22 protein-coding genes are annotated in these 26,675 nt (G+C 72.1%); 5 read left to right on the forward strand and 17 right to left on the reverse strand.

Annotated features, from left to right (window positions below; all coding sequences use genetic code 11):
- Positions 1-2: 2 nt before the first annotated feature.
- The 13 genes from ACFZBP_RS02710 to ACFZBP_RS02770 form a co-directional block, all read right to left on the reverse strand.
- On the reverse strand, positions 3-479 hold the full coding sequence (locus tag ACFZBP_RS02710; RefSeq protein ID WP_391409479.1) for a hypothetical protein: 477 nt from the start codon (positions 477-479) through the stop codon (positions 3-5).
- A 131-nt stretch (positions 480-610) separates the two neighbouring features.
- On the reverse strand, positions 611-2,113 hold the full coding sequence (locus tag ACFZBP_RS02715) for a carboxylesterase family protein (RefSeq protein ID WP_391409480.1): 1,503 nt from the start codon (positions 2,111-2,113) through the stop codon (positions 611-613).
- Between the two features lie 138 nt (positions 2,114-2,251).
- Positions 2,252-2,761, reverse strand: a complete 510-nt coding sequence (locus ACFZBP_RS02720; RefSeq protein WP_383447036.1) for an O-acetyl-ADP-ribose deacetylase — start codon at positions 2,759-2,761, stop codon at positions 2,252-2,254.
- A gap of 41 nt (positions 2,762-2,802) precedes the next feature.
- A complete protein-coding gene (locus ACFZBP_RS02725; protein WP_391409481.1) occupies positions 2,803-3,987 on the reverse strand; it encodes a cytochrome P450 in 1,185 nt (394 codons plus the stop codon).
- Positions 3,984-5,390, reverse strand: a complete 1,407-nt coding sequence (locus tag ACFZBP_RS02730) for an alkaline phosphatase family protein (protein ID WP_391409482.1) — start codon at positions 5,388-5,390, stop codon at positions 3,984-3,986. Before ACFZBP_RS02730 ends, ACFZBP_RS02725 begins: the two co-directional genes overlap by 4 nt.
- A complete protein-coding gene (eboE, locus tag ACFZBP_RS02735) occupies positions 5,387-6,544 on the reverse strand; it encodes a metabolite traffic protein EboE (protein ID WP_391409483.1) in 1,158 nt (385 codons plus the stop codon). Before eboE ends, ACFZBP_RS02730 begins: the two co-directional genes overlap by 4 nt.
- Before the next feature lie 7 nt (positions 6,545-6,551).
- Entirely contained in the window at positions 6,552-7,406 is an 855-nt protein-coding gene (locus ACFZBP_RS02740; protein ID WP_383447024.1) for a TatD family hydrolase, read from the reverse strand.
- A 2-nt stretch (positions 7,407-7,408) separates the two neighbouring features.
- A complete protein-coding gene (locus tag ACFZBP_RS02745) occupies positions 7,409-8,116 on the reverse strand; it encodes an EboA domain-containing protein (protein WP_391409484.1) in 708 nt (235 codons plus the stop codon).
- Between the two features lie 290 nt (positions 8,117-8,406).
- Complete coding sequence (locus ACFZBP_RS02750; RefSeq protein WP_391409485.1) at positions 8,407-9,261, reverse strand: TIM barrel protein; 855 nt, start codon at positions 9,259-9,261, stop codon at positions 8,407-8,409.
- A 32-nt stretch (positions 9,262-9,293) separates the two neighbouring features.
- Positions 9,294-10,292, reverse strand: a complete 999-nt coding sequence (locus ACFZBP_RS02755; RefSeq protein ID WP_391409486.1) for an SCO3242 family prenyltransferase — start codon at positions 10,290-10,292, stop codon at positions 9,294-9,296.
- Positions 10,293-10,490: 198 nt separating this feature from the next.
- Complete coding sequence (locus ACFZBP_RS02760; protein ID WP_391409487.1) at positions 10,491-11,903, reverse strand: FAD-dependent oxidoreductase; 1,413 nt, start codon at positions 11,901-11,903, stop codon at positions 10,491-10,493.
- A gap of 144 nt (positions 11,904-12,047) precedes the next feature.
- Entirely contained in the window at positions 12,048-12,893 is an 846-nt protein-coding gene (locus ACFZBP_RS02765) for an inositol monophosphatase family protein (protein ID WP_391409488.1), read from the reverse strand.
- Between the two features lie 128 nt (positions 12,894-13,021).
- Entirely contained in the window at positions 13,022-14,848 is a 1,827-nt protein-coding gene (locus tag ACFZBP_RS02770) for a gamma-glutamyltransferase (RefSeq protein ID WP_391409489.1), read from the reverse strand.
- A 265-nt stretch (positions 14,849-15,113) separates the two neighbouring features.
- Between ACFZBP_RS02770 and ACFZBP_RS02775 the strand changes: the two genes are divergently transcribed.
- Genes ACFZBP_RS02775 through meaB form a run of 3 tightly spaced genes read left to right on the forward strand, consistent with a single transcriptional unit; the run spans position 15,114 to position 20,138 of the window.
- Positions 15,114-16,916, forward strand: a complete 1,803-nt coding sequence (locus ACFZBP_RS02775; RefSeq protein ID WP_383447000.1) for a methylmalonyl-CoA mutase family protein — start codon at positions 15,114-15,116, stop codon at positions 16,914-16,916.
- Positions 16,916-19,090, forward strand: coding sequence for a methylmalonyl-CoA mutase (gene scpA / locus ACFZBP_RS02780; RefSeq protein WP_391409490.1), 2,175 nt, complete (start codon positions 16,916-16,918; stop codon positions 19,088-19,090). Before ACFZBP_RS02775 ends, scpA begins: the two co-directional genes overlap by 1 nt.
- A 4-nt stretch (positions 19,091-19,094) precedes the next feature.
- On the forward strand, positions 19,095-20,138 hold the full coding sequence (gene meaB, locus ACFZBP_RS02785; protein WP_391409491.1) for a methylmalonyl Co-A mutase-associated GTPase MeaB: 1,044 nt from the start codon (positions 19,095-19,097) through the stop codon (positions 20,136-20,138).
- Here meaB and ACFZBP_RS02790 read toward each other — a convergent pair.
- Entirely contained in the window at positions 20,087-20,776 is a 690-nt protein-coding gene (locus tag ACFZBP_RS02790) for a response regulator (protein ID WP_391409492.1), read from the reverse strand. The two genes, meaB and ACFZBP_RS02790, sit on opposite strands and share 52 nt — an antisense overlap.
- Positions 20,773-21,876 carry a histidine kinase gene (locus tag ACFZBP_RS02795; protein WP_391409493.1) on the reverse strand — a complete coding sequence of 368 codons (1,104 nt, stop codon included), beginning with the start codon at positions 21,874-21,876 and terminating at the stop codon, positions 20,773-20,775. Before ACFZBP_RS02795 ends, ACFZBP_RS02790 begins: the two co-directional genes overlap by 4 nt.
- A 167-nt stretch (positions 21,877-22,043) precedes the next feature.
- Here ACFZBP_RS02795 and ACFZBP_RS02800 point away from each other — a divergent pair, with 167 nt between their 5' ends.
- Positions 22,044-23,051: a carboxymuconolactone decarboxylase family protein gene (locus ACFZBP_RS02800; RefSeq protein ID WP_391409494.1), complete on the forward strand. Its 1,008-nt coding sequence runs from the start codon at positions 22,044-22,046 to the stop codon at positions 23,049-23,051.
- A gap of 161 nt (positions 23,052-23,212) precedes the next feature.
- Positions 23,213-23,881, forward strand: a complete 669-nt coding sequence (locus ACFZBP_RS02805; protein WP_383446986.1) for a hypothetical protein — start codon at positions 23,213-23,215, stop codon at positions 23,879-23,881.
- Between the two features lie 52 nt (positions 23,882-23,933).
- On the opposite strand, the gene ACFZBP_RS02810 is transcribed toward ACFZBP_RS02805, so the two are convergent.
- Both ACFZBP_RS02810 and ACFZBP_RS02815 read right to left on the reverse strand, forming a co-directional pair.
- Positions 23,934-25,481 carry an NCS1 family nucleobase:cation symporter gene (locus tag ACFZBP_RS02810; RefSeq protein ID WP_391409495.1) on the reverse strand — a complete coding sequence of 516 codons (1,548 nt, stop codon included), beginning with the start codon at positions 25,479-25,481 and terminating at the stop codon, positions 23,934-23,936.
- Between the two features lie 168 nt (positions 25,482-25,649).
- A complete protein-coding gene (locus ACFZBP_RS02815) occupies positions 25,650-26,675 on the reverse strand; it encodes a TIGR03842 family LLM class F420-dependent oxidoreductase (RefSeq protein ID WP_391409496.1) in 1,026 nt (341 codons plus the stop codon).

Consider the following 26,675-nt stretch of genomic DNA (forward strand, 5'->3'; position numbering starts at 1 on the left):
CGTCACGGCGCCGTCGGGCCCGGAGTCGGCCCCACGCCCCGCAACTCCTGGATCTTCCCGCCGAGTTGGGGACGCAGCTGCTCCAGCAGGGCCGGTTTCGCGCTGACCACCCAGCGGGTACCGACGAGGTACTTGCCGCCGTAGACGGATGCCGCGTCCAGCCAGGTGAGCTTGAGCTTCTCCTGCGGGAACGTCGTGATGAGGTAGTCGCCCTTCCCGGTGTGGCAGACCCCCTCGCGCAGTTCGTCCGCCTCGGTGCGGATCTTGACCTTGCAGCCCGTCAGGTCGGCGATCACCTCCACCTTGGCCGGGGCCACGACGCCGGCCACGGTGGCGGCGACGTTCGTCGGGCTGCTCCGCGCGGCGGCTTTCCCGTCCTCGCCTCCGCCGCACGCGGTGGTCAGAAGCAGCAGGGCCAGGCCGCCGGTCGCCGTCGCGATCCGGGCGCCGCGGCCGACGCGTCCTCGGTGTGACTGCACGAAGCTTCCTCGGTGTGACTGTGGCTGCACGAGAAGTGGTACGGATCGGGGGTGGGAGCCGTTCACCTGGGTGTGCCGTGCGGGTACAGGAGCGGGTGCGGGTGGAACGGTGTCACCTGGTCGTGGGCGCCTCACGCGTACAGGAGTGGAAAGCCGACCTCGGCCCAGAGAGCACGCGGAGCGGCGGGCCTGTCGGAGGCTGGGTGGGCGTCGGTGGTCCACACCTTCGCGTGGGTGGTGGAGTTGTCGACCGATGGCCAGCCCGGGTCACCGGTCGCTGCGAAATCGGCCCATGCGCGGACCATTCGGTGTGACAGTCCTTGGTCTGCGGAGGTGGGTGCGCCCCCGATCAGGAATGCGAGACGGTCGTCTTCGAGGTTGCCGAAGGCGAAGGGGATGTCCGCACAGTGCCAGGCCCGCACCACCCCGTCGTCGCCTGCGCGTCGACGATCGAACCGCGACAGGTAGGTCCGGCCTCCGGCTTGGCTGTGCACCTCGGCGAGTCGGTTGCTGTACTCCCCGAACAGCAGGTCGCCGAAGACAGCGAGGTAGACGTCCAGGACGGGAGCGTGGGGCATCGCGGCGCGATAGCCGGCCACCAGGCCGTCGGGCAGGCCGAAGTCTTCGGCGAAGATCGCCAGCTGTTCATCGGTGGTGATCTTCGCGCTGCTACCGACGGCATCGAGCAACCAGTACTCCTCCGTGGTGTGACAGACCAGCAGGTCCACGCCCCGGGCCGCTCCGGTGCTCATCCCCATGAGCGGATCGGTAGGCAGGACATCACCGTCGAGGACCGGCGCGTAGAGCGAGGGGTCGTAGTGCCGGGATCCGGAGAGAGGATTCCGCCGGTAGTCCTCGACCACCCGGTCGGATGCCATGACCAGTGCCTGCGGAGTCGTCGATACCAAGCCCCGGGGTGTGGCCGGGCAGCCCGCCGCCGCGGCGACTTCGTGTGTGGTCGCCGCGGCGATGTCGAGCGTGTAGCACGGGCTGGCGGCACTGTGGGCGATGGCGCGGTGGAACAGGCCGCGGGCGCGGTCCATGACCATCAGGCAGGCCACCGACGCGGCCCCGGAGGACTGGCCCGCGATCGTGACGTTGTCGGGGTCCCCACCGAACTCGGCGATGTTCTCGCGTACCCAGCGCAGGGCCGCGACCTGGTCGAGCAGACCCCGGTTGTCCGGGTAGGCGGCTGTGTCCCCACCGGGTACGTGGCCGAAGCCCTCGAAGCCGAGCCGATAGTTGAGGGTGACCAGGACGAGCCCGGCGCCGGCCAGGACGGTCCCGTCGAAGTCGGGCTGGGCCGAGCATCCGAAGGTGTAGGCGCCGCCGTGTATCCATACCAGGACGGGAAGGCGGCCTCCGTCGGGAACCGGCGTCCACACGTTGACGGTGAGGATGTTCTCGCTGCCCGGTGACCACACGGGCGCGCCGGGCAACTGCGCCGACTGCGGGGCGATCGGGCCGAAGTCCCCGCAGTCCCGCACACCCGTCCACGTCCGTGCCGGAAGAGGTTCCCGGAACCGGTTCGCGCCGAACGGAGGTGCGGCATAGGGGATGCCGAGGACGGCGACGACGTCGGCGGAGGCCCGAAAACCTCGGACCGAACCGCTCGTCGTCTTGAAGACGTCCATGAAGACTGCCTCTCTTGACAGGCCGGATCGCCGGGATGGACCGAGAGCCAGCTTCGCGTCACTCGGTACGCCGAGTCCAACAACAAGATCGCCTTGATCGGCGCGGGATTGATGTCAATCGCCTCGCCGTCGAGGCCGTCAGCCGACCCGCGCCGCGAACACCTCGTACGCCCGCTCGTCGAACAGCACGAACCTGACCTCCTCCACGCCGGTCTCAGCCGCCCGCACCGTCTCCACGGCGATGCGGGCGGCGTCCTCCAGCGGATAGCGGTAGACGCCGGTGGAGATCGCCGGGAAGGCGACGGTCCGGGCGCCGAGTTCGTCGGCGACGCGCAGGGACTCGCGGTAGCAGGAGGCGAGGAGGGCCGAGCGGTCCTCCTGGGGCGAGAAGACCGGGCCCACCGTGTGGATCACCCAGCGGGCGTCCAGTTCCCCGGCGGTCGTGGCGACCGCCTGCCCCGTGGGCAGGCCCTTGCCGTACCGGGAGGCGCGCAGTTTGCGGCATTCGTCGAGGATGGCGGGGCCGCCGCGGCGGTGGATCGCGCCGTCCACTCCTCCCCCGCCGAGGAGGGAGGAGTTCGCGGCGTTGACGATCGCGTCGGCGCTCTCCTGGGTGATGTCGCCCTGGACGAGCCTGATGGTGGTCATGGCTGCCTCTATAGCAGGCCGGCCCGGCCACCGCAGGTTCATCACCAGGCGACGGGCAGCGAGCGCACCCCGTGGACCGTGCTCGTCGAGAGGGCGAGCGACTCGGGCGGGGCCGTCATGCGCAGGGACGGGAGCCTGCGGAACAGGGTGGACAGGCCCAGGCGGAGCTCGGTGCGGGCCAGGGACTGGCCGAGGCACTGGTGCAGGCCGTGGCCGAAGGCGAGGTGGCCGCTCGCGTCACGGCGGACGTCGAGGGCGTCGGGGTCGGCGTACACGGCCGGGTCCCGGTTGGCGGCCTGCAGGGCGACCACCACGCCCTCGCCCGCGCGGATGCGGACGCCCGACAGGTCGACGTCCTCCGTGGCGACCCGCCGTATCCCGGAGTGGATGACGGTCAGATGGCGCAGGAGTTCCTCCACCGCTCCCGGCCACAGGGAGTCGTCGGCACGCAGTGCCTCCAGTTGGGCCGGGTGCTGGAGCAGGGCGATGGCGGCCAGCGGGAACATGTTGGCCGTCGTCTCGTGGCCCGCCAGCAGCAGGAGGGAGACCATGCCCGTCGCCTCGTCGAGGGTGGCCTCGCCGGTCGCGACGCGTTCCGTGGCCAGGCGGGAGACCAGGTCGTCGGCGGGGTCGTGCGTGCGGCGCTCGATGAGGGCGCGCAGATAGCCGTAGAGCGCCATGCGGGCGGACATCGCCTCGGCCGGGTCGCCGGCCACGCTGGTGAGGGCGTTGGACTTCGCGCGGAAGAAGCCGTGGTCCTCGTAGGGGACGCCGAGCAGTTCGCAGATGGCGAGAGTGGGCAGCGGCAGCGCGTACGACGCGACCAGGTCCGCCTCCGTCGCGTCGCCGTCCGTCATCGCGTCCAGCAGGTCGTCGCAGATCCGCTGGACGGCGCCCTCCATCTGCTCGATGCGCCGGAAGGTGAAGTCGGGGATCAGCATCCGGCGCAGCCGGGTGTGGTCCGGCGGGTCCATCTGGTGGAAGAGGCCGGGGGCCTGTGGGGGCGCGCCCGGGCGGGTGTGGGGGAAGTTCGGGTGGTTGGCGTCCGCGCTGAAGCGGGGGTCCGCGAGGACCGTGCGGGCGTCCTCGTGACCGGTGACCAGCCAGGGGCTGTTGTCGCCCCAGATCGTCACCCGGCGGATCGGCTCTTCGGACTGCCACTTGGCGTACTCGGGGGCCGGGTCGAGCAGGGGGCGGATGGTGGGGAGCGACGGGTGGGTCGTCATGTGTCCGTTCCTTCGGTGTGCAGACCGGCCAGGCCCAGCAGCAGGGACTTGACCTCGGTGGCCGCGTAGGCGTCGCGGGCCCGCTCCGGGTCGGAGCACAGCAGTACGGGGCCGTGGTCGGGGTCGGCGGGCAGCCGGCCGTGGCTGCCGCGGACGCCGGACGGGTCGAGGGGGACGGTCTTGAGGCGGTAGCGGAAGCCGAGCTTCTTGCGGGCGATCTGGCCGACGGCGCGCAGCTTCACCGCCGGGACCGTCTCGTCGTAGAGGAGCTCGGCGGGGTCGTAGCCGGGCTTGCGGTGGATCTCGACCTGGCGGGCGAAGTCGGGGGCGCGTTCGTCGTCCAGCCAGTAGTAGTACGTGAACCAGGCGTCGGGGTCGGCGACGGCGACGAGTTCACCGGAGCGCTCGTGGTCCAGGCCGTGGGCCGCTTTACCCTCGGCGTCCAACACCCGCTCCACACCGCCGAGTTCACCGACGATCTTCGCCACGGCCTCGGTGTCGGCGGGGTCGCGGACGTAGACGTGGGCGACCTGGTGGTCGGCGACCGCGAAGGCCCGGGAGGTCCACGGGTCGAGGTACTCCATACCGTCCTGCGTGTACACCTCCAGCAGGCCGGCCCTGCGCAGGGCGCGGTTGATGTCGACCGGGCGGGAGACGGGTGTGATGCCGTACTCGCTGAGTGCCACGACCGTCGCGCCCTCGCGCAGGAAGTGGTCGATCAGCGGGCCGAGGGCGTCGTCGAGCCGGCGGGCCGCCTCGATCGTCGCGTTCGAGTCGGGGCCGGAGCGCTGCGGCTCGTAGTCCATCTGCGGGATGTAGACGAGCGTGAGGTCGGGGCGCTTGTCGTCGAAGACCTGGCGGGCGGCGGCCAGGATCCACTGGGTGGAGGGCAGGCCGGCGTTCGGGCCCCAGTAGGTGAACAGGGGGAACGGGCCGAGCCGGTCGGTGAGTTCGTCGTGCAGAGAGGGCGGCCAGGTGTAGCAGTCGGGTTCCTTGCGGCCGTCGGAGTAGTAGACGGGGCGCGGCGTGACCGTCCAGTCGACGTCGGCGCCCATCGCGTACCACCAGCAGATGTTGGCGACCTTGTAGTCGGGGTTCGACCTGCGGGCCGTCTCCCAGATCTTCTCGCCGCCGACGAGCGCGTTGTGCTGGCGCCAGAGCATGACCTCGCCCAGGTCGCGGAAGTACCAGCCGTTGGCCACCGCGCCATGCGTGGAGGGGGGTTCGCCGGTGAGGAGGGTGGACTGGACGGTGCAGGTGACGGCGGGCAGCACGGTGTCGAGCCGGGACCGGAAGCCGCGTTCGCCGAGGGCGGCGACGGACGGCATGTGCTCGAGCAGGTCGGGGGTGAGGCCGACGATGTCGAGGACGACAACGCGGTTGGCGGGGTGGTCGGTCGTCATGACGGGTCCTCCTTGAGGCCGAGGGCGGTCAACCGGTCGCTGGCCCAGGCGAGTTCGGCGGCGATGCCGCCGGGCAGGTCGGCGGGCGGGTCGGGCAGGACGGACCAGGTGTAGGTCTCGACCTCGATGTGGTCGCAGCCGGCCGAGGCGCCGCCCAGCAGCCCGGCGAGGACCTGGTCGAGCTGGTCGGCCGTCGTACGCAGCGGGGGTTCGGGCTCGGTGTGCAGCGGCGCGTGGAAGTGGACGCGCCAGGGTCCGCCGTCGGCGGGAAGCCCGCCGTCCAGGGCCTGCGGGAGGTCGTCCACGCCGACGACGTCACCGTCGTGCGTGGTCCGGGTCTGGTGCAGGAACCGGGGTTCGGCGAGCCGGCGCAGGGCCGCGCGGGCGGCGGGGTCGGCCGGGTCGGCGGCCTCCACGGCGCAGGACGCCTGGAGCTTGACGACGGGCATCCCGGCCTCCGCGAGCCGGCGCAGGGCCTCGGCGGGCGGCTCGAACTGTACGGCGAGATGGCAGGCGTCCAGGCAGACGCCGAGCCGGTCGGGGTCCAGTCCGCCGAGTGCCCGTACCGCCTGGGTGGTGGTCTCGACGACGCACCCGGGTTCGGGTTCGAAGCCGACGCGGATACGGCGGCCGGTCCACGCCTCCAGCGCGGCGAGACCGGTGGTCAGCCGGTCCAGGGCGTGCCGGGCCTCCTCGGCGCAGGCGGGTGTCCAGGGGGTGCGCCAGGCCAGCGGCAGCGTGGAGACGCTGCCGCGGTCGACGTCGTCCGGGAGGAGCGCGGCGAGGACGCGGGCGCAGTCCAGGGTGTACTTCAGCCGGGCCTCGTCGGCCCAGTCGGGCAGGTACACGTCCTTCTTGACGACGTCACGGTGGAAACCGGCGTACGGGAAGGCGTTGAGGGTGACGGTCTCCAGCCCGCGGGCCCGCAACTCGCGCTTCAGCCGCGCCAACGCCCCCTGGTCTTTGGCGAGTTCGCTGACCACGCCCCGGGCCAGCCACAGCCCGATTCCGAGCCGGTCGACGCCGAGGCGTTCGCGCACCGGCTCGGCGTACGTGGCGAGTTGGGCGATGACGCCCTCCAGGTCCTCGGCCTGGTGGACGTTGCTGCAGTAGCCGAGGTGGACGGTCGTGCCGTCCTGATGCAGAAAGCGCATGGGACGGTCACGCTCCCCCACGACGTATGGAGTTGCCCTGGAAGGTGGCCTCCTCGGCCGGCTTGGGCTCGTCCAGCTCCAGCCGCCCGCTCTGGCCGTAGAAGGCGACGGGGTTGCGCCACAGCACGGCGTCCACGGCGTCGTCGTCGAACCCGGCGGCGAGCATGGCGTCGGCCGTCTTGCGGGTCTTGAGCGGATCCGAACGCCCCCAGTCCGCCGCGGAGTTCACCAGCACCCGTTGCGTGCCGTGCTCCTTGAGGATCTGCACCATCCGGTCCTCGCTCATCTTGGTCCTCGGGTAGATCGAGAACCCGGCCCAACAGCCGCTGTCGAGGACCATGCCGACGGTGAGCTCGTTGAGGTGGTCGAGGACGACGAGTTCGGGGGCGATGCCCGACTCCCGTACGACGTCCAGTGTGCGCCGCGTACCGGCCGCCTTGTCGCGGTGCGGGGTGTGCACGAGGGCGGGCAGCTCGTGCTCGACGGCGAGCTGCAGCTGCCGGGCGAGTGCCTCGTCCTCCTCCGGTGTCATCGAGTCGTACCCGATCTCGCCGACGGCGACGACCCGGTCCTTGGCGAGGTAGCGGTCGAGTTCGTCGAGGACCGGGAGGCAGCGGGGGTCGTTGGCCTCCTTCGGGTTGAGCGCGATCGTGCAGAAGTGCTGGATGCCGAACTGGGCGGCACGGTAGGGCTCCCAGCCGAGCAGTCCGTCGAAGTAGTCGTAGAAGCTCTCCGGCGAGGTCCGGGGCTGGCCGAGCCAGAAGGCGGGTTCCACGACCGCGCGCACCCCGGCGGCGTACATCGCCTCGTAGTCGTCGGTCGTCCGGGAGGTCATGTGGATATGGGGGTCGAAGATGCGCACGGTCAGCCCTCTTCCTTGAGTACGTCCGTGAGTCGGTCCGTCGGTCGTTCCGTGAGTGCGTGCTGGAGTTCCGCGCCGATGACGTCCGGGAAGGCGCGGACGACCGGCACGATGTCCTGGGGTACGTCCCGTCCCGCGACGATCCGCTCGTGGGCGAAGTCGGCGAGCATCCGGGCCAGTTCGCGGTCGGCGCGGCTGTCGAGGCCGGTGACGCGGTCGAGCGGGATCCCGCAGAACACGCACTTCAGCACGGCCTGGCGGAACTCGGCGTCCGGGAGGTGCGCGGCGGCGTACGGGCCGAGGGCGGCCTCGATCAGGGTGATGTCGTTGCCGCGCAGGGTTTCCCGTACGAGGGGCAGGGCGAGGTCGCCCAGGTCGAGCAGCGGCAGGGCGCGCAGGACGGCGCGCTGCTCGGCCGGGTCGCCGTGCCGGTGCAGGCGGGTCACCTCGTCGGCGAGGGCCTGGCCGCGCAGGGGCAGCGCGGTGAGCAGGACGGCCCGGGCGGCCTCGTCGACGGTCCAGTGGACGTCGACACGGCCGTGTCCGCAGCGCCTTCGGACGGCGGGGAACAGCCTGCGCACGGCGACGGGTTCGGCCGTCACCTTGACGACGCCGTCGTCCAGCCAGGCGCGGGCCGTGGGGTCCAGTACGGCGACGAGGGCGGGGTGGGGGTTCGGCGGGGCCGAGGCTGAGGCGGTCGTGACAGCCATGGGGGGACACCTTCTGCGAGGTGGGAGGGGTGGGGCCGGAAGGAGGGCGGGGTGGGGGTGGACCCAGGGCGGGTTGCGAAGGTCCCGGCGTCGGCCCGGAGGGGTCTTCGACGGCACCCAGTCGGTGAGCACCGACGCCCCGCCCAGACCGTCGCAGTCGGGCCGGGCGGCGTCATGGGGGTCCCCCCCCCGCGAGGTTGTTCGAGCGCCCGGTGCGGCGAGGGGGCGCCCCCGCTGGGGGGAGCGTGCCAGGCGTCGCCCGGCAGGCGGGACTTTCGCAACACGCTGCCCTAGCCGATCGCGCGCAGGAACTCGATCGAGCGGCGGGCGACCTCGGGCGCGTCGAGCGAGCCGCCCTGGATCTCCACGGAGATCAGACCGCGGTGGTTCATCGCGCGCAGGGCGTCCAGGACGGGCGGGAAGTCGATCTCGCCGGCGCCGAGTTCGAGGTGCTGGTGGACGCCGCGCCGCATGTCCTCGATCTGCACGTTGCGCAGAAGAGGCGCCGCGTCGTGCACGCAGTCGAGCACGGAACGATTCTCCACGCAGTGCGCGTGGCCGATGTCGAGGGTGATCCCGAACAGCTCGTGCCCGTCGACCAGTTGGGCGAGACGCAGGCAGCGTTCCACGGTGTCGACGAACATGTACGGCTCCGGCTCGAAGGCCAGCGCCACCCCGTACGCCTCCGCCGTCTGCAGCACGGTCTCGACACCGGCCGCGAGCCGCTTCCACGCGTCCCGCTCCGGCAGCCCGTGCGGCGCCGGACCGCTGCACAGATGCACGGTGGGCGACCCGAGGTCCGCGGCGATGCGCAGAGCGCGCCGCAGCAGGTCGACCCTCGGCTCGGAGCCGTCGGACATCAGCGTGGGCAGGTGCTTGCCCCAGGGGTCGAGGAAGTACGGCGCCCCGGTCTCCACCGTCACATCCAGGCCGTGCCGCGCGAGTTGCCGCGCGAGGTCGCCGACGTGTCGGGGCAGGTCGTCGGCGTACGGGTCGAGATGACCGTGGTCGAGGGTCAGCGCGACGCCGTCGTAGCCGAGGTCGGCGAGGACGGCCAGGACGTCGGAGAGCCGGTGGTTGGTGAAGCCGTTGGTGCCGTAGCCGAACTTGAGAGGAGTGGACGAGGAAGTGGGGGGAGGTCTCATGCTGCGGGTCCTCACACGGAGGTGTGGTGGTCTCAGGTGGGCGATATGCGCCGGGCGAGCCGTCGCGCGAGGGGATGGATCACACCGAGCGCCGCGGCGACCCCCGGCGCCCCACCGCGCGCGGTCAGCGCGGCCTGCAAGGGCATCAGCCCCATGATCCCGGCCCCCACGGCCCGCCCCACGTTCTCCCCCGACGGCTCCCGCATGGCCCGGACCTGAGCGGCCCCGTAGGTCCCCAGATAGGCAAGGGCACCACCAAGGGCGACGGCAGCCCGCAGCCTCTTGGAAGTCACGGCGCCGGCAACCCCCTTAAGGGGCGCGGGGAACTGCGCGACAAGCCCCGACGGCGCGGCAGACGCCGAACAGCCTCTCGCGGCACCCCTTGAGGCGCCACCCGAGACCGGAACGGCCCCCGCTGCCAGCGCCGTCACCGCGGACACCGCAAGCGTCGCCGAAGGCACCCGCGCAGGCGCCCCACCGACCTCATACCGACTGAGTGCCATCAACGTCCCGGTATGCACCCCGACCAGCCCCGCAGGCACCGCGGCCCGCCGCAGCACACGCCCGACCGGCTGCGTCCCGCCCGCGGCCACGACCGCTCCGGCCAGCACGTCCAGCACCCGAGCCCCCGCCATGGCGAAGCCCCCCGCCGGGGTGGACTTCAGCTTCAGGTCATACGCCCATACCAGCCCCGCCAACGGCAGCGCGACACCCACACTGCGCCGACCCCCCGCCGCGGCGGCGAGACCGAGCCCCGCCGCCGTGAGCGTTCCGGCCACGGCAAGCGCCGTGCGCCGCGGCACCCGCCCCGACGGCACCGGCCGCCCCGGCCGCTCGACGGAGTCCACCGCGGCGTCGGCGTAGTCGTTCAGGGCCATGCCGGCCCAGTACAGACAGACGGAGGAACCGATCACTCCGAAGGTACGGGCGCCCAGCGGGCGTCCGGCGGTGGCCGCTCCCGCGATCACGTCGCCGGGCACACTCAGCGCGGCCGGAGCTCTGACAAGTTCGGCGAGGTCACTGAGGCGCACGGCAGACCGGGATCCACAGCGGGCAACCGCTTTCCGATCTTTCATGGGCGGCACCCTACTCGCGGCTGCTGACCCTTCAGGTACCTACCTCCCGGTAAGCGAAGTGACAAAGTAGACAGAGAAACTTTCTTACCCTGGCACCCGAACACCCGGTAAACGTAGGCCGTTTGAGCAGTTGGACGCTCCCCGCCGAGCGGCTCACGGCTCCTGCCGCAACCGCCGCCACACCGCCTTGGCCGCGTTGTGCCCCGACATGCCGTGCACGCCCGGTCCGGGCGGGGTGGCCGACGAGCAGATGTAGACGGCCGGGTGCGGGGTGCGGTAGGGGAAGAGCGACAGCCTGGGCCGGAGCAGGAGTTGGAGCCCGGAGGCCGCACCGGAGGCGATGTCGCCGCCGACGTAGTTGGCGTTGCGGGCCGCGAGTTCGGCCGGTCCGGCGGTCGCGCGTGCGAGGACGCGATCGCGGAACCCCGGGGCGAAGCGCTCCAGTTGGCGTTCGAGGGCGTCGGTGAGGTCGCCGGTCCAGCCGTTGGGCACATGGCCGTACGCCCAGAAGACGTGCTTGCCCTCGGGCGCCCGGGTGGGGTCGACGACGCTGGGCTGCACCGTGATCATGAACGGCTTGTCGGGTGCCCGGCCCTCCCGGGACGCGGCGCGCAGCGCGGCGCCGATCTCCGCGCTGTTCCCGCCGACCTGCACGGTGCCGGCCCGCCGCGCCTCCGGCGAGGTCCAGGGCACGGGGCCGTCCAGCGCATAGTCGATCTTGAAGGCGGCGGCGCCGTAGCGGTAGTTCTCGTAGTAGCGGCCGAAGCCCGCGATGCGGGCCAGTGCGGTCGGTGAGGTGTCGAAGACGTACGCGCGGGCGGGCGGCAGGTCGTCGAGCCGCTTGACCTCGTAGTCGGTGTGGACGGTGCCGCCGAGGTCCTTCAGATAGGCGGTGAGGGCGTCGGAGATGGACTGGGAGCCACCGCGGGCCACGGGCCAGCCGCGGGCGTGCGCGGCGAGGGCGAAGACCAGGCCGATGGCGCTGGTGGCGAAGCCGCCCAGCGGGGCGATGACGTGTGCGACGAGGCCGGCGAACAGCGTCCTGGCCCGCTCGTCGCGGAAGCGGCGCGTCAGCCAGGTCGAGGGGGGCAGTCCGACCAGGCCGAACCGGGCGAGGGTGACCGGGTCCCTGGGCAGCGCGGTGAGGGGCAGGGACATGAAGTCCCGGGCCAGGGTGTCCCACTTGGCCAGGAACGGCTCGACCAGCCTGCGGTAGGTGCCCGCGTCGCGCGGGCCGAAGGAGGCGGCGGTCTCGGCGACGGACCGGGACAGCACGGCGGCGCTGCCGTCGGTGAAGGGGTGCGCCATGGGCAGCTCGGCGTGCAGCCACTCGAGGCCGTAGCGGTCGAGCGGCATGGTCCGGAACACGGGCGAGTTGATGCCCAGGGGATGCGCGGCGGAGCACGGGTCGTGCCGGAAGCCGGGGAGGGTCAGCTCCTCGGTGCGGGCCCCGCCGCCGACGGTGTCCCGGGCCTCGAACACGGCCACGGAGAAGCCGCGGCGGGCCAGCTCCACGGCAGCGGTCAGTCCGTTCGGCCCCGCACCCACCACGACCGCATCGAGCATCGACGGCACCTTCGGACTCCTTCGTCAGCCGATGGCCATTGAAGGATCAGGATATGCCGGGGTGCTGACAGCGCAGGGGTGCGGTGCCGCACCCGGGGGGACGCGGGGCCGTCTCGTTACGGGGTCGGCCGGGCTGTTGGACGATCAGCGTCCGGCCGACAGCAGTCCCGCGACCCGGCGAGCCGTGGCCGCGTCCCGGGCCGTGGTGAACGGCAGCGCGTTACCACCCGTGATGCGGAAGGGCTCGCCCGCGTGGGTCAGGTGGGCGCCGCCCGCCTCCTCGACCAGGAGGATGCCCGCGGCGTGGTCCCAGGCCAGGTCCCAGCTGAACGCGGTCGCGTCCAACTCGCCCCGGGCGACGGCGAGATACTCGAGGCCCGCCGAACCGCAGGGGCGCGGCCTGACCCCGTCGGTCCACAGGCCCAGCAGCTGGCGCTTCTGTTCGTCGGTCGTGTAGTCCGGGTGGGAGGTGGCGATGTCCAGGTCCCGGCCGGGCTCCGGCGCGCCGGAGCGCAGCCGCACCCCGTCGAGGTGGGCGCCCTTGCCCCGTATCGCCGTGGCCAGTTGGTCGCGGGCGGGGGCGTAGGTCCAGGAGGCGAGCACGACGCCGTGCTGGGCGAGCGCGACCAGGGTGCAGAAGCCTGTGTCGCCGTGCACGAACTGGCGGGTCCCGTCGACGGGGTCGACGATCCAGACCGGGGCGTCGCCCTGGAGCGCCTCGTACGACGCCGGGTCGGCGTCCACCGTCTCCTCGCCGACGACGACCGAGCCAGGCAGCAGCGCGCCGAGCGCCTCGGTGAGGTACTTCTCGGCGAGCCGGTCGGCGTCGGTCACCAGGTCGTGCGGTCCGGCCTTCTGGTCGACCTCGTGGTCGGCCAGCTGCCGGAAGCGGGGCATGATCTCGGCCGCTGCCGCCTTGCGGACCGCTTCTTCCACGTCTGCCGCGTGCCTGCCGAGAAACTCGTCGATGGTTTCGTTTTCTTCGATCACCCCTCCATGAGAGCACGCCCCACTGACAATCCCCGCCCGCCGGGTGGCCGACGGATGGCCTCGGCGTGAACATGAGGGGCGGACATCAGCAGGTCAGACGTCGAAGGCCCGGCGTCAGGGGCCTGTCCTCAGCGCCCGACCGCGTAGCCCTGCATCCCGCGGGGATTGGCCGCCGCCGACAGCACGCCGGTCTCCGGGTCCCGCGCGACGGCGCACAGCCGCCCCTCCGACCAGGCGTCGCCGACGGTCACCTCGTGCCCGCGCCGCCTCAGCTCCTCCACCACCTCGACGGGCGTACGGGATTCCACGGTGACGCTTCCCGGGCGCATCCCGCGCGGGTAGAAGGATCCGGGGAAGCTGTCGTTGTGCCAGTTCGGGGCGTCGATCGCGCCCTGGAGGTCGAGGCCGCCGCGGACCGGGGCGCGCAGGGCGACCGCGAGGAGGAAGTGCAGCTGCCACTGGTCCTGCTGGTCCCCGCCGGGCGTGCCGAAGGCCATGACGGGCACGCCGTCGCGCAGGGCGATCGAGGGCGTGAGCGTCGTACGGGGCCGCCGTCCCGGCGTGAGCGAGTTCGGCAGGCCCTCCTCCAGCCAGGTCATCTGGAGCCGGGTGCCGAGCGGGAAGCCCAGTTCGGGGACGACCGGGTTGGACTGGAGCCAGCCGCCGCTCGGGGTGGCCGCGATCATGTTGCCCCAGCGGTCGACGATGTCGAGGTGGCAGGTGTCGCCCCGGGTGGCGCCGTCGGCGGAGACGTCGGGCTCGCCCGGCACCGGCGACGTGGGGCTCTTGGCGACGGTCGGCTCGCCCACGCCCAGCACGTCGAAGCCGGGTTCGTCGCAGGCCACCACGCGCGCGTGGGCGCACAGTCGCGGGGCGCGTCCGCCCGGGCTGCCGGGCCGCAGCTCGTGGGAGGCCTTCTCGCCGACCAGTTCCCGGCGGGCCGCGTTGTACCGGTCGGACAGCAGGTCGGCGAGCGGCACCTCGGCCGCGTCCCCGTACCAGGCCTCCCGGTCGGCCATGGCCAGCTTGCAGCCCTCGATCAGCAGATGGACGTACTCGGCGGACCCGTACCGGGGCAACTCGGGCGGAAGCAGGGCGAGCTGCTGGAGGAGGACGGGGCCCTGGCTCCAGGGGCCGGCCTTGCACACGGTCCAGCCGTTCCAGTCGTACGTCGCCGGCGCCTCGTAGGTCGCGGACCAGCCGGCGAGGTCGGCGGCCGTGAGCGTGCCGGTGTGCCGCTCGCCGCTGGTGTCCCTGGTGGGGCGCTGGGACTGCCGTACGAGGGCCTCGGCGATGAACCCGGTGCGCCACACCTCCCGCGCGGCCTCGATCTCGGCGACCCGGTCCCCGCCGCCGGCGACCTCGTCGAGCAGCCGCTTCCAGGTGGCGGCGAGGGCGGGGTTGCGCAGCAGCTCCCCGGGCCGGGGCGCCCTCCCGCCGGGCAGGTACACCTCCGCCGACGAGGTCCACTCCGTCTCGAACAGCTCCCGCACGGTCTCCACGGTCTCGCCGACGCGCTCCACGGGCGCGTGGCCGTGCTCGGCGTAGCCGATGGCGTACTGGAGCACTTCGGCGAGCGACTTCGTGCCGTGGTCCCGCAGCAGCAGCATCCAGGCGTCGAACGCGCCGGGCACGGCGGCGGCGAGCGGGCCCGTGCCCGGCACGAGGTCCAGCCCGAGCCCCCGGTAGTGGGCGACGGTCGCCCCGGCCGGTGCCACGCCCTGTCCGCACAGCACGCGCACCTCGCCGCCGGTCGGGGCGACGAGGATCGGCACCTCACCGGCCGGTCCGTTGAGATGCGGCTCGACGACGTGCAGCACGAACGCGCCGGCCACGGCGGCGTCGTAGGCGTTGCCCCCGCGTTCCAGCACGGCCATCGCGGACTGCGAGGCGAGCCAGTGGGTGGAGGACACCATGCCGAAGGTGCCCTGGAGGGTGGGGCGGGTGGTGAACATGTGGCCTCTCACCTCGCGGAGATTCTCGGTGCGGAGTCGTACTGTGGGGTGCGGCGTCCGGGAGCCGGAGTCCGGTGACACGGGGTCGCCCGATCATCGAGCAGGCTATCGATCGTCCCGCGACACTTCTGCCCGGCCCAAGGCGATCCAGCCCCCGCAAACACCGGCCGGGACGCCCCGGAGACCCAGGTCACAGCGTCGGAGAGGGAAAGGTCACAGCCGTGCCCTCTGCTGCTCCTTTGTCGATCTGACCTAGCATCCGAGCATGACGGTCCTGCCTGACGACGGGCTCTCGCTGGCCGCCGAGTTCCCTGACGCAACCCATGAGCAGTGGCAACACCTGGTGGAAGGTGTGCTGCGCAAGTCGGGCAAGGACGTCTCGGGCGCGGCAGCGGAAGACGCCCTGTCCACAGCTCTGGAGGACGGGCTCCGTACCCGTCCGCTGTTCACCGCGCGCGATGCCGCGCCCGACCCCGGCCTGCCCGGGTTCGCCCCGTTCGTCCGCGGCTCCCGGGCCGAGGGCACCACGGTCGGCGGCTGGGATCTGCGGCAGCGGCACACGGCGGTCGCGGACGGTGTGGCGCTCGCGGACCTGGAGAACGGCGTCACCTCGCTCTGGCTGGTCCTCGGCGAGGGCGGCATCCCGGTGTCGTCGCTCGGCCGGGTCCTGGACGGCGTCTATCTCGACCTCGCGCCCGTCGTCCTCGACGCGGGAGCCGACGTGGAGCCCGCCGCCCGCGAGTTGCTGCGGCTGTACGAGGAGCGGGGCGTCGCCAAGGAGGCCGCGCGCGGCAACCTCGGCGGGGACCCCCTCGGCCACGAGGCCCGTACCGGAAAGCCCTCGGCGTTCGCGCCGGTCGCCGCGCTGGCGCGGCTGTGCGCCGAGGAGTACCCGGGGCTGCGGGCGCTGACCGTGGACGCGCTGCCGTATCACGAGGCCGGCGGCTCGGCCGCCCAGGAGCTGGGCTCCTCGCTGGCGACCGGCGTCGCGTATCTGCGGGAGCTCACCGAGGCCGGACTGACGGTCGAACAGGCCTGTGCGCAGCTGGAGTTCCGGTACGCGGCCACCGCCGACCAGTTCCTGACCATCGCCAAGCTGCGCGCCGCGCGCCGGCTGTGGGCGCGGGTGACCGAGGTGTGCGGGGCGCCGACCGCGCAGGTGCAGCACGCCGTCACCTCGCCGGTGATGATGACGCGCCGCGACCCGTGGGTGAACATGCTGCGCACGACGGTGGCCACGCTGGCCGCCGGGGTCGGCGGCGCCGACGCGGTGACCGTGCTGCCCTTCGACCACGCCCTCGGTCTGCCGGACGCGTTCGCGCGGCGCATCGCCCGCAACACCTCGACCATCCTCATCGAGGAGTCGCACCTCGCCCGGGTGATCGACCCGGCGGGCGGCTCCTGGTACGTGGAGTCCCTCACCGACGAACTGGCCCGTGCGGGCTGGGAGTTCTTCCAGCGGATCGAGCAGGCGGGCGGCCAGGCCGCCGTGTTGCGCTCCGGTCAGCTGCGTCAGGACCTGGCCGCCACCTGGGAGGCGCGCAGCGGCAAGCTGGCCAAGCGGCGCGAACCCGTCACCGGCGTCAGCGAGTTCCCGTACCTCTCCGAGCCGCCCGTGGAGCGCGAGCCCGCGCCGGAGCCGCCGTCCGGCGGTCTCCCCCGGGTCCGGCGCGACGAGGCGTACGAGGCGCTGCGCGCCCGCTCCGACGCCCACCTGGCCGCCACCGGCTCCCGGCCGCGGATCTTCCTGGCCGCGCTCGGCCCGGCCGCCGCCCACACCGCGCGCCTCACCTTCGCCTCGAACCTGTTCCAGGCGGGCGGCGTCGAGCCCGTCACCGAGGGCACCTTCGAGGAGAGCGGCGCCACCGAGGTGTGCCTGTGCTCCAGCGACGCCCTGTACGAGGAGCAGGCCGCGACGGTGGCCGCCGGGTTCAGGTCGGCGGGCGCCACGCACGTGTTCCTCGCGGGCCGGCCCGGGCAGTACACCGATGTCGACAGTTACGTCTTCGCGGGCTGTGACGCCGTCGCCGTGCTGTCCGCCACCCTCGACCGCATGGGAGTGTCCTGATGGGAATCCCCGACTTCTCCGGGATCGAACTGGGGACCCCGGCCACCGGCGGCGGCGCCGACGAGTGGCGTACGGCCGTCAAGCAGGCCACGGGCGGCGACGAGCCGCTGTGGGAGACCCCCGAGGGCATCGCGGTCAAGCCGCTGTACACCGGCCGTGACCTGGAGGGCCTGGACTTCCTCGGCACCTACCCCGGCATGGCCCCGTATCTGCGCGGCCCGTACCCGACGATGTACGTCAACCAGCCCTGGACGATCCGGCAGTACGCCGGCTTCTCGACCGCCGAGGAGTCCAACGCGTTCTACCGCCGCAACCTGGCGGCCGGTCAGAAGGGCCTGTCGGTCGCCTTCGACCTGCCCACGCACCGGGGTTACGACAGCGACCACCCGCGGGTGACGGGTGACGTCGGCATGGCGGGCGTGGCGATCGACTCGATCTACGACATGCGGCAGCTGTTCGACGGGATTCCCCTCGACAGGATGACCGTGTCGATGACGATGAACGGCGCCGTGCTGCCGGTGCTGGCGCTGTACATCGTGGCGGCGGAGGAGCAGGGCGTACCGCCGGAGAAGCTGGCCGGGACCATTCAGAACGACATTCTGAAGGAGTTCATGGTCCGCAACACCTACATCTATCCGCCGAAGCCGTCGATGCGGATCATCTCCGACATCTTCGCGTTCACCTCGCAGCGGATGCCCCGCTACAACTCCATCTCCATCTCCGGCTACCACATCCAGGAGGCCGGTGCGACGGCCGATCTGGAGCTGGCGTACACGCTCGCGGACGGCGTGGAGTACATCCGCGCGGGCCGGGAGGCCGGCCTGGACGTGGACGCGTTCGCGCCCCGGCTGTCGTTCTTCTGGGCGATCGGAATGAACTTCTTCATGGAGGTCGCCAAGCTGCGCGCGGCGCGCCTGCTGTGGGCGAAGCTGGTCAAGCAGTTCGACCCGAAGAACTCCAAGTCGCTGTCCCTGCGCACCCATTCGCAGACGTCGGGCTGGTCGCTGACCGCGCAGGACGTGTTCAACAACGTCACGCGCACCTGTGTCGAGGCGATGGCGGCGACGCAGGGCCACACGCAGTCGCTGCACACCAACGCCCTCGACGAGGCGCTGGCCCTGCCGACCGACTTCTCGGCGCGCATCGCCCGCAACACGCAGCTGCTCCTCCAGCAGGAGTCCGGCACCACCCGGGTCATCGACCCGTGGGGCGGAAGCGCCTACGTGGAGAAGCTGACGTACGACCTCGCCCGGCGCGCCTGGCAGCACATCCAGGAGGTGGAGGCGGCCGGCGGCATGGCCAAGGCGATCGACGCCGGCATCCCGAAGCTGCGCATCGAGGAGGCCGCCGCCCGCACCCAGGCCCGGATCGACTCCGGTCGCCAGCCGGTGATCGGCGTGAACAAGTACCGCGTCGACAGCGACGAGCAGATCGACGTGCTCAAGGTCGACAACTCCTCGGTGCGCGCCCAGCAGATCGCCAAGCTGCGGCGGCTGCGCGAGGAGCGGGACGAGACGGCCTGCCGGGACGCGCTGGACGCGCTCACCCGGGCGGCCGGCGGTGAGGGCAACCTGCTGGAGCTGGCGGTGAACGCGGCCCGCGCCAAGGCCACCGTCGGGGAGATCTCGGACGCCCTGGAGAAGGTGTACGGGCGGCACGCGAGCCAGATCCGTACGATCTCCGGGGTGTACCGCAACGAAGCCGGGGAGTCGCCGTCCGTGGACCGCACCCGTACCCTCGTGGACGCCTTCGAGGAGAGCGAGGGCCGCCGCCCGCGCATCCTGGTCGCCAAGATGGGCCAGGACGGCCACGACCGCGGTCAGAAGGTGATCGCCACCGCCTTCGCCGACCTCGGTTTCGACGTCGACGTCGGCCCCCTGTTCCAGACCCCGGCCGAGGTGGCCCGCCAGGCCGTCGAGGCGGACGTGCACATCGTCGGGGTGTCGTCGCTGGCCGCCGGGCACCTCACCCTCGTCCCGGCGCTCAAGGAGGCGCTGGCCGAGGAGGGCCGCGAGGACATCATGATCGTGGTCGGCGGGGTGATCCCGCCGCAGGACGTGGCGACGCTGCTGGAGATGGGTGCGGCGGCCGTCTTCCCGCCCGGGACGGTGATCCCGGACGCGGCCCACGACCTGGTGGAGCGGCTGGCGGCCGACCTCGGGCACGGCGTCTGAGTCCATGGCGATCGAACTCGATGCGTATGTCAAGGGTGTGCTCGACGGGAAGCGGGCGATCGTCGCCCGCGCCATCACCCTCGTCGAGTCCACCCGGCCCCAACACCGGGTGCTGGCCCAGCGGTTGCTGACCGAGCTGCTGCCGTACAGCGGGAAGGCGCGCCGGATCGGCGTCAGCGGGGTGCCGGGGGTCGGGAAGTCGACGTTCATCGACGCGTTCGGCACGATGCTCACCGGGCTCGGCCACCGGGTCGCGGTCCTGGCCGTCGACCCCTCGTCGAGCCGTACGGGCGGGTCGATCCTGGGCGACAAGACGCGGATGGAGCGCCTGGCGGTCGATCCGGCGGCCTTCATCCGGCCCTCCCCCACGGCGGGCACGCTGGGCGGGGTCGCGAAGGCGACCCGTGAGTCGATCGTGGTGATGGAGGCCGCGGGTTATGACGTGGTGCTGGTCGAGACGGTCGGGGTGGGCCAGTCGGAGACCGCGGTCGCGAACATGGTCGACTCCTTCCTGCTGCTGACGCTGGCCCGCACCGGCGACCAGCTCCAGGGCATCAAGAAGGGCGTCCTGGAACTGGCCGACGTGCTCGCCGTCAACAAGGCGGACGGCCCGCACGAGCGGGACGCGCAGGCCGCCGCGCGCGAACTGTCGGGCGCGCTCCGGCTGATGCACGGCAAGGACGCCGCCTGGACGCCACCCGTGCTGCACTGCAGCGGGCGCGAGTCGATCGGTCTGGAGGCCGTCTGGGAGCGTCTCGAACAGCACCGTTCCCTGCTCGACTCCACCGGCCGTCTCGCCGCCAAGCGACGCGACCAGCAGGTCGACTGGACGTGGACCATGGTGCGCGACGAGCTCCTCGGCCGGCTGCATGCCGACCCGGCGGTGCGGGCGGTGACTCCGGAGCTCGAACAGCAGGTCAGGGACGGTGAGTTGACGGCGACGCTCGCCGCGGAGCGGATCCTCGCGGCGTTCGGTGACGGGCACGGGGCAGGGGCTCAGAGCGCCGACGCGTCGGTACTGCGCGGCGCCACCAGCCCCGACTCGTAGGCGAACACGACGAGTTGGGCGCGGTCGCGGGCGCCCAGCTTCGTCATCGCCCGGCTGATATGGGTCTTCGCGGTGAACGGGCTGATCACCATGTGCTCGGCGATCTCCTCGTTGGTCAGCCCGCGCGCCGCCAGCGCCGTCACCTCGCGTTCGCGGCGGGTCAGACACTCCAGGCCGGGGGCGGTGGCCCGGTCGGGTGGGCGGGAGACGAACTCGCCGATCAGGGTGCGGGTCACCGCCGGGGACAGCAGTGCCTCGCCGCCCGCCACCACCTCGATCGCCTGGAGCAGGTCGGCCGGATCGGTGTCCTTCAGCAGGAAGCCGCTCGCGCCGGCCCGCAGCGCCTCGAAGACGTACTCGTCGTGCCCGTAGTTGGTGAGGATCACCACGCGCACACCCGACAGGGCCGGGTCGGCGGCGATGTGGCGGGTCGCCTCGATGCCCGTCATGACCGGCATCTGCACGTCGATCAGCGCGATGTCCGGAACCTGGGCGCGGACCAGTGCCAGCCCTCGCTCGCCGTCCGCCGCCTCGCCGACCACCTCGATGCCGTCCTCGGCCTCCAGCAGCGCCCTGAAGCCCGCCCGCATCAGCGCCTGGTCGTCGACGAGCGCCACCCTGATCACCCCGTCCGTCATCCCGCCTCCCCCAGCGGCAGCCGCGCCCGTACCGCGAAGCCTCCCTGCTCGCGCGGGGCGGCGTCCAAGGTGCCACCGAGGGCCGTGACACGCTCTCGCATGCCGGTCAGGCCGATGCCGGGCGTGGGCGGACGGGACGGGTCGGCGGCGCCGTCGTCCTCGACGAACACCGTCAGGTCACCGTCCGCGTAGGCGAGACGCACGCTGACCTTGGCCGGTCCCGCGTGCCGTGCCGCGTTGGTGAGGGCCTCCTGGACGATGCGGTACATCGCCCGGTCCACGGTGGCCGTCAGCGGGCGCTCCTCCCCCGTCACCGTCAGGTCGACCGCCAGCCCGGCCGCCCGCGCCCGCTCCACCAGCAGCGCGGGAGTCCCGGTCGGCTCGTCGGTGCGCAGCACCTCCAGGGTGGCCCGCAGCTCGCGCATGGCCTCGCCGCTCGCCTCCTGGATGGCTAGCAGGGCGGGCGGCACCTCCTCGCCGCGCTTGCGGGCCAGGTGCACGGCGACGCCCGCCTGGAGTTTGACGATGGAGATGCTGTGGGTGAGGGAGTCGTGCAACTCCCTCGCTATGCGCAGGCGTTCCTCACCCGCCCGGCGCAGCGCCGCCTCCTCCCGGGTGCGTTCGGCCTCCAGGGCGCGCTGCTCGGTCTGTCGCAGGTACGCCTGCCAGTTGCGGTCGGCGAGGCCCGTGACCACCGCGCACAGGAACCAGCCGGCGAGCAGCAGTGTCTCGCGGACGATGTCCGAGGTCGCCGAGCCCGCCGCCGCGTACCCGCCGAGGAAGACGGCGGCCGCGGCCGCCGCTGTGCCCCGGTGGCCGGTCCGGGACGCCGTGTGGACCGCGCCCACGACGGGCACGGCCAGCCCGGCGGCGGGCCCGGCGAGGACGACGTCGGCGAGCAGGCCGGAGGTGGTGACGGCGAGGACGGCGCGCGGGGCGGTGCGGTGCGCGGCCAGGGCCAGCGAACCGGCCACGATCAGCGCGCAGTCCACGGGCCCCGCCCGGTCGTCCGCGACGGCGGCGAGCACGGTGATCACGCCGACCACGACCGCGACGGTCAGGTCGCCGAGCCGCTCGCGTGTGATCCGGTACCCCCTCATGCCCGCACAGTAGACCGTCCCACCGACAGCGGCGTCAGCCCTGTGGACGGCTCCGCGACTACTCCCCGCGTAGTAGTGCCGGGCGCCGACCCGCCCCGCCGTCGCAGCGCCGACTGTCTTCGGCGGTACGACGACCCGGGCCGCCCCGGCGGCGCACGCTGCTGCCCATGACCACACCCTTCCGATTCACCGAACCCCTCCCGCCCAGGTCGGCCACCGGCACCGTCGCCGAGGTGTACGCGCAGATAGCCCTCGACTTCGGCATCGCCGAACCCGTCACCTTCGTGGTCCTGTCCTCCGCGCCCGAACTCCTCGCCCCCACCTGGGCGTTGATGCGCGAGTCCCTCATCGCTGGGGCGGGCAGCCGGACCGGCAGGGAACTGGCGGCCCTCGGGGTGTCCCTGGCCAACAGGTGCCCGTTCTGCGTGGACGCGCACACCGTGCTCCTGCACGCCACCGGCGACCACGCGCTGGCCGAACGTCTGGCCCGCGGGGAGCGGCCGGAGAACGAGGAACACGCGCGGGTGCTGGCGTGGGGCGAGCACACGCGCGTGCCGGGCGCCGCCCTGGAGCCGTACCCCTTCCCGCGCGAGCACGCGCCCGCCTATCTCGGCACCGCGCTCACCTTCCACTTCATCAACCGGATCGCGTCGGCCCTGCTGACCGAGAACCTGCTGCCGGCGGGCGCCCAGCGTTTTCGGGCGGTCCGCAGCCTGGCGGGCCGCACCCTCGCCCGCACCGTGCGCCGTCCCGCCCGCCCCGGCACCTCCCTCCAGCTGCTCGACCCCGTCGACCCCGGCGAGGCCCCCGCCTGGGCGCAGGGCACGCCCGTCGGGATCGCGTACGCGGCGCTGCTCAGGGCGGCCATGCGGGGCGCCGGGCTGCTGGACGCCGACGACCACGACCTGGTGGAGCAGACCCTCCAGGACTGGGACGGCTCGCATCCGCCGCTCGCCCCGGACGGGTTCCCGGACCGCCGGGAGCGTCCGGGGGCACGCCTGGCGCTGCTGGCCGCCCTGGCCCCGTACCGCATCACCGACGAGGACGTGCGGGCGTGGCGCAGGCCGGAGCACACCGATCACTGTCTGGTGCATCTCGTCGCGTACGGCGCCTTTGTGGCGGTGGACCGAATCGAAAGCGCTATCTGCGCTCAAATCACCCAAGAGGCCAGGTAACTCGCCCAGGACACCCCGTAATTGCCGCCTCTTCGCCGCCCTTCTGTAATGGCGTCAGCACGGAGCGAGTTGGCACTTCCGCCCCACAGGGAGTCATGTGACACTGGCGTCCCGTCCGCAGTGCGGACTCCTTCCGCACCGTCCCCCACGAGAAGTGCGCCGTGCGTTCTCTGCCCTTGCCGCTCGCCCTCACCGCGCGTCTGTCGCCCGTCGTCGTGCTCGCCGCGGCGGGCTGGGCGCTGTCGTCCGGACCGCTCGCCGCGACCCCGGCGGCCGAGGACCAGGCGACCCAGAAGAGCGGCGACGACTCGCCCACGGCGCCCGCGACGGCGGCCGTGTCGAAGACGTACGCCGCCGCTCCCTCACCCTGCGGCAGCCTGGGCTCGAAGTCGATAAAGGCGCTCGTCCCGGGCGCCAAGACGGCCGGCAAGGAGATCCCGTCGACCGACTCCAAGCTGCGCCGCACCTGCTCGTGGAACGCGCTCAAGGGCTACGACTACCGGTGGCTGGACGTGTCCTTCGAGATCACCAAGTCGGACGAGGCGGCGGAGAAGTCCTACAAGGAGCGGGTCGCGGACCGCAGCGGCGGCGGTGACGTCCCGGGCATCGGCGATTCGGGATACTCGGTCGTCAACCTCACCACCGAGGACAAGCAGCAGACCCGCGAGGGCGTGGTGCTGGTCCGCGTGTCCAACGCTCTGGTCTCCATCACCTACAGCGGCAGTGACTTCGAGTCGAAGAAGGCACCCGACACGGACGAGATCAACAAGGGCGCGATCAAGGCGGCCCGGGAGGCGGTGGCCGCCTTGGAGGACGGCCAGAAGGGCTGACCGCCCTCCGAGGCCGCCCTCCACCGCCGTCCTCCGCAGCCGTCCGTCCGGTTCAGACGGCGGCGCGTTCGCGGTGGCCGGCCATCAGCACCACGTACAGCACCAGCGAGGCACCCAGGCCCACCGCCCAGCCGTAGTCGGCCAGCGGCTTGAGGAACGGGATCAGTCCGTCCGCCGGGAACGGTCCGGTCTTCGCCCCGTCGGCACCCACGCCCGAGTACGAGCCGCCGACCGCGAGGACACCGCCGACGAGGAAGGCGACGATCGCCCGCCAGTTCCAGCCGGACGAGTACCAGTAGCGTCCGCCGGGCGTGTACAGGTCGGCCAGGTGCAGGACCGTACGGCGGACGATCCAGTAGTCGGCGATCAGGATGCCCGCGACCGTGCCGAGCAGGCCGCCGACCACGCCGAGCCAGGTGAAGATGTAGAACTCCGGCGTCGAGATCAGCTTCCACGGGAAGATCAGGATGCCGACGACACCCGTGATCAGCGCGCCCGTGCGGAAGTTGATGAGCTTCGGCGCCAGGTTGGCGAGGTCGTACGCCGGTGAGACGACGTTGGCGGCGATGTTCACGGAGACGGTCGCGACGAGGACGATGACCAGGGCGAAGAGCAGTCCGAAGGCGTTGTCCGTCCTGGCCGCGAGGGCGACCGGGTCCCAGATCGCCTCGCCGTAGACGACCTCGGAGCCGGAGGTGACCAGCACGGCGAGGATCGCGAACAGCGTCATCGTCGTGGGCAGGCCGAGGGACTGGCCCCAGGTCTGCGCCTTCTGGCTGGCGCCGAAGCGCGTGAAGTCAGGAATGTTGAGCGACAGAGTGGCCCAGAAGCCGATCATTCCCATCAGGGACGGGAAGAAGACCGGCCAGAAGTCGGCACCCCAGCCCAGCTTCGACGGCTGGTCCAGCAGCGCGCCGAACCCGTCCGCCTTGACCGCGATCCAGATCAGCAGCACGAACGCGCCGACGATCACGAAGGGCGCGGCCCAGTTCTCGAAGTGCCGCAGGAAGTCCATGCCCCGGTAGATGATCGCGATCTGCAGCGCCCAGAAGAGGAGGAAGCACAGCCACAGCGGCCACGGGTTGCCCGCGATCTTCCCGGCGTTCTCCCAGCCGCCCCCGGTGAGCTTGGAGCCCAGCGCGAAGATGCCGCTGCCGCCGATCCAGGTCTGGATGCCGAACCAGCCGCAGGCCACGGCCGCCCGGATCAGCGCCGGGATGTTGGCGCCCCGCAGCCCGAAGGAGGCCCGCGCCAGCACCGGGAACGGGATGCCGTACTTGGGACCGGCGTGCCCGGTGGCCAGCATCGGCAGCAGCACGATGACATTGGCCAGGGCGATGGTGAAGACGGCCTGCTTCCAGTCCATGCCGAGCGCGACCAGGCCGGAGGCCAGGGTCCAGCTGGGGATGCAGTGGGCCATGGAGATCCACAGGGCCGCGAAGTTGTACGTCGTCCACTTGCGCTCGGCGACCGGGACGGGACGCAGGTCCTCGTTGGCGAAGGGGCTGTCGGCGGGGAAGGCCTCGGGGGCGAGTTCGACACGTCCGCCGGCGTCGGCGGACTGGGCTATCGGCGACCCCGTGGGGACTGTTTCGGTCATGAGCAGGCCAATCGACAGGGCGGGACGGGATGAGAAAGGCCGTGCGGGGGCCTTGGGCCCCTCCCCGGGGCGGCGGGGAGGCCGGGGACCGCGGGGAGGGTGACAAGGTGTGGGGGGGTCGGGTGGAGCGGTGTTGCGGTGCTGTGGCCCTCAACTCGCCGACATACGTCAGGAGTTGTTGACCGCCGGAATGACCGACGAGCCGTACGCGTCGATCACCGCCTCCTGCGCGTCGTGCATGTCGTAGACGGCGAACTGGTCGACGCCCAGCTCACGCAGCGCGTTCAGCTTCTCGATGTGCTTCTGGACCGGGCCGATGACGCAGAACCGGTCGACGATCTCGTCGGGAACGAACTGGGTGTCCGGATTGTCGGCACGGCCGTGGTGGGAGTAGTCGTACCCTTCACGCGCCTTGATGTACTCGGTGAGTTCGTCGGGCACGGCGGCGGAGTGCTCGCCGTACTTGGACACCAGGTCGGCCACATGGTTGCCGACCATCCCGCCGAACCAGCGGCACTGCTCCCGGGCGTGGGCGAGGGCCTCGGGCGAGTCGTCCTCGGTGACGTACGCGGGAGCGGCGACGCAGATCTTCACCTCGGAGGGGTCGCGGCCGGCCGCGACCGCCGCGTCCTTCACGGCCTTGACCATGTACTCGGTCAGATAGAGGTCGGCGAGCTGGAGGATGAAGCCGTCGGCCTCCTCGCCGGTCATCTTCAGGGCCTTCGGGCCGTACGCGGCCATCCAGACGGGGAGTTCGGCGCCGGGCTTGATCCAGGGGAACCTGACGACCGTGCCGCCGCCCAGGTCGGCCTCGCGGCCGCTGCCGAGCGCGCGGATGACCTTCATGGCCTCGCTGATCCGGGCCAGGGTGTTGGGCTTGCGGCCGGCGACGCGCATGGCCGAGTCGCCGCGGCCGATGCCGCAGATGGTGCGGTTGCCGAACATGTCGTTGAGGGTGGCGAAGGTGGAGGCGGTGACCTCCCAGGTGCGGGTGCCCGGGTTGGTCACCATCGGGCCGATCTTGAGCGTCTGGGTGTTGGCGAGGATCTGGCTGTAGATGACGAACGGCTCCTGCCACAGCACCGCCGAGTCGAAGGTCCAGCCGTGGCTGAACCCGCTGCGCTCGGCGCGTTTCATCAGGCTGACGACCCGCGAGGCCGGCGGGTCGGTCTGCAGGACGAGTCCGAAGTCCAT

This window comes from Streptomyces sp. NPDC008086 (genome assembly GCF_042957325.1).
In the GTDB taxonomy this organism is placed as follows: domain Bacteria; phylum Actinomycetota; class Actinomycetes; order Streptomycetales; family Streptomycetaceae; genus Streptomyces.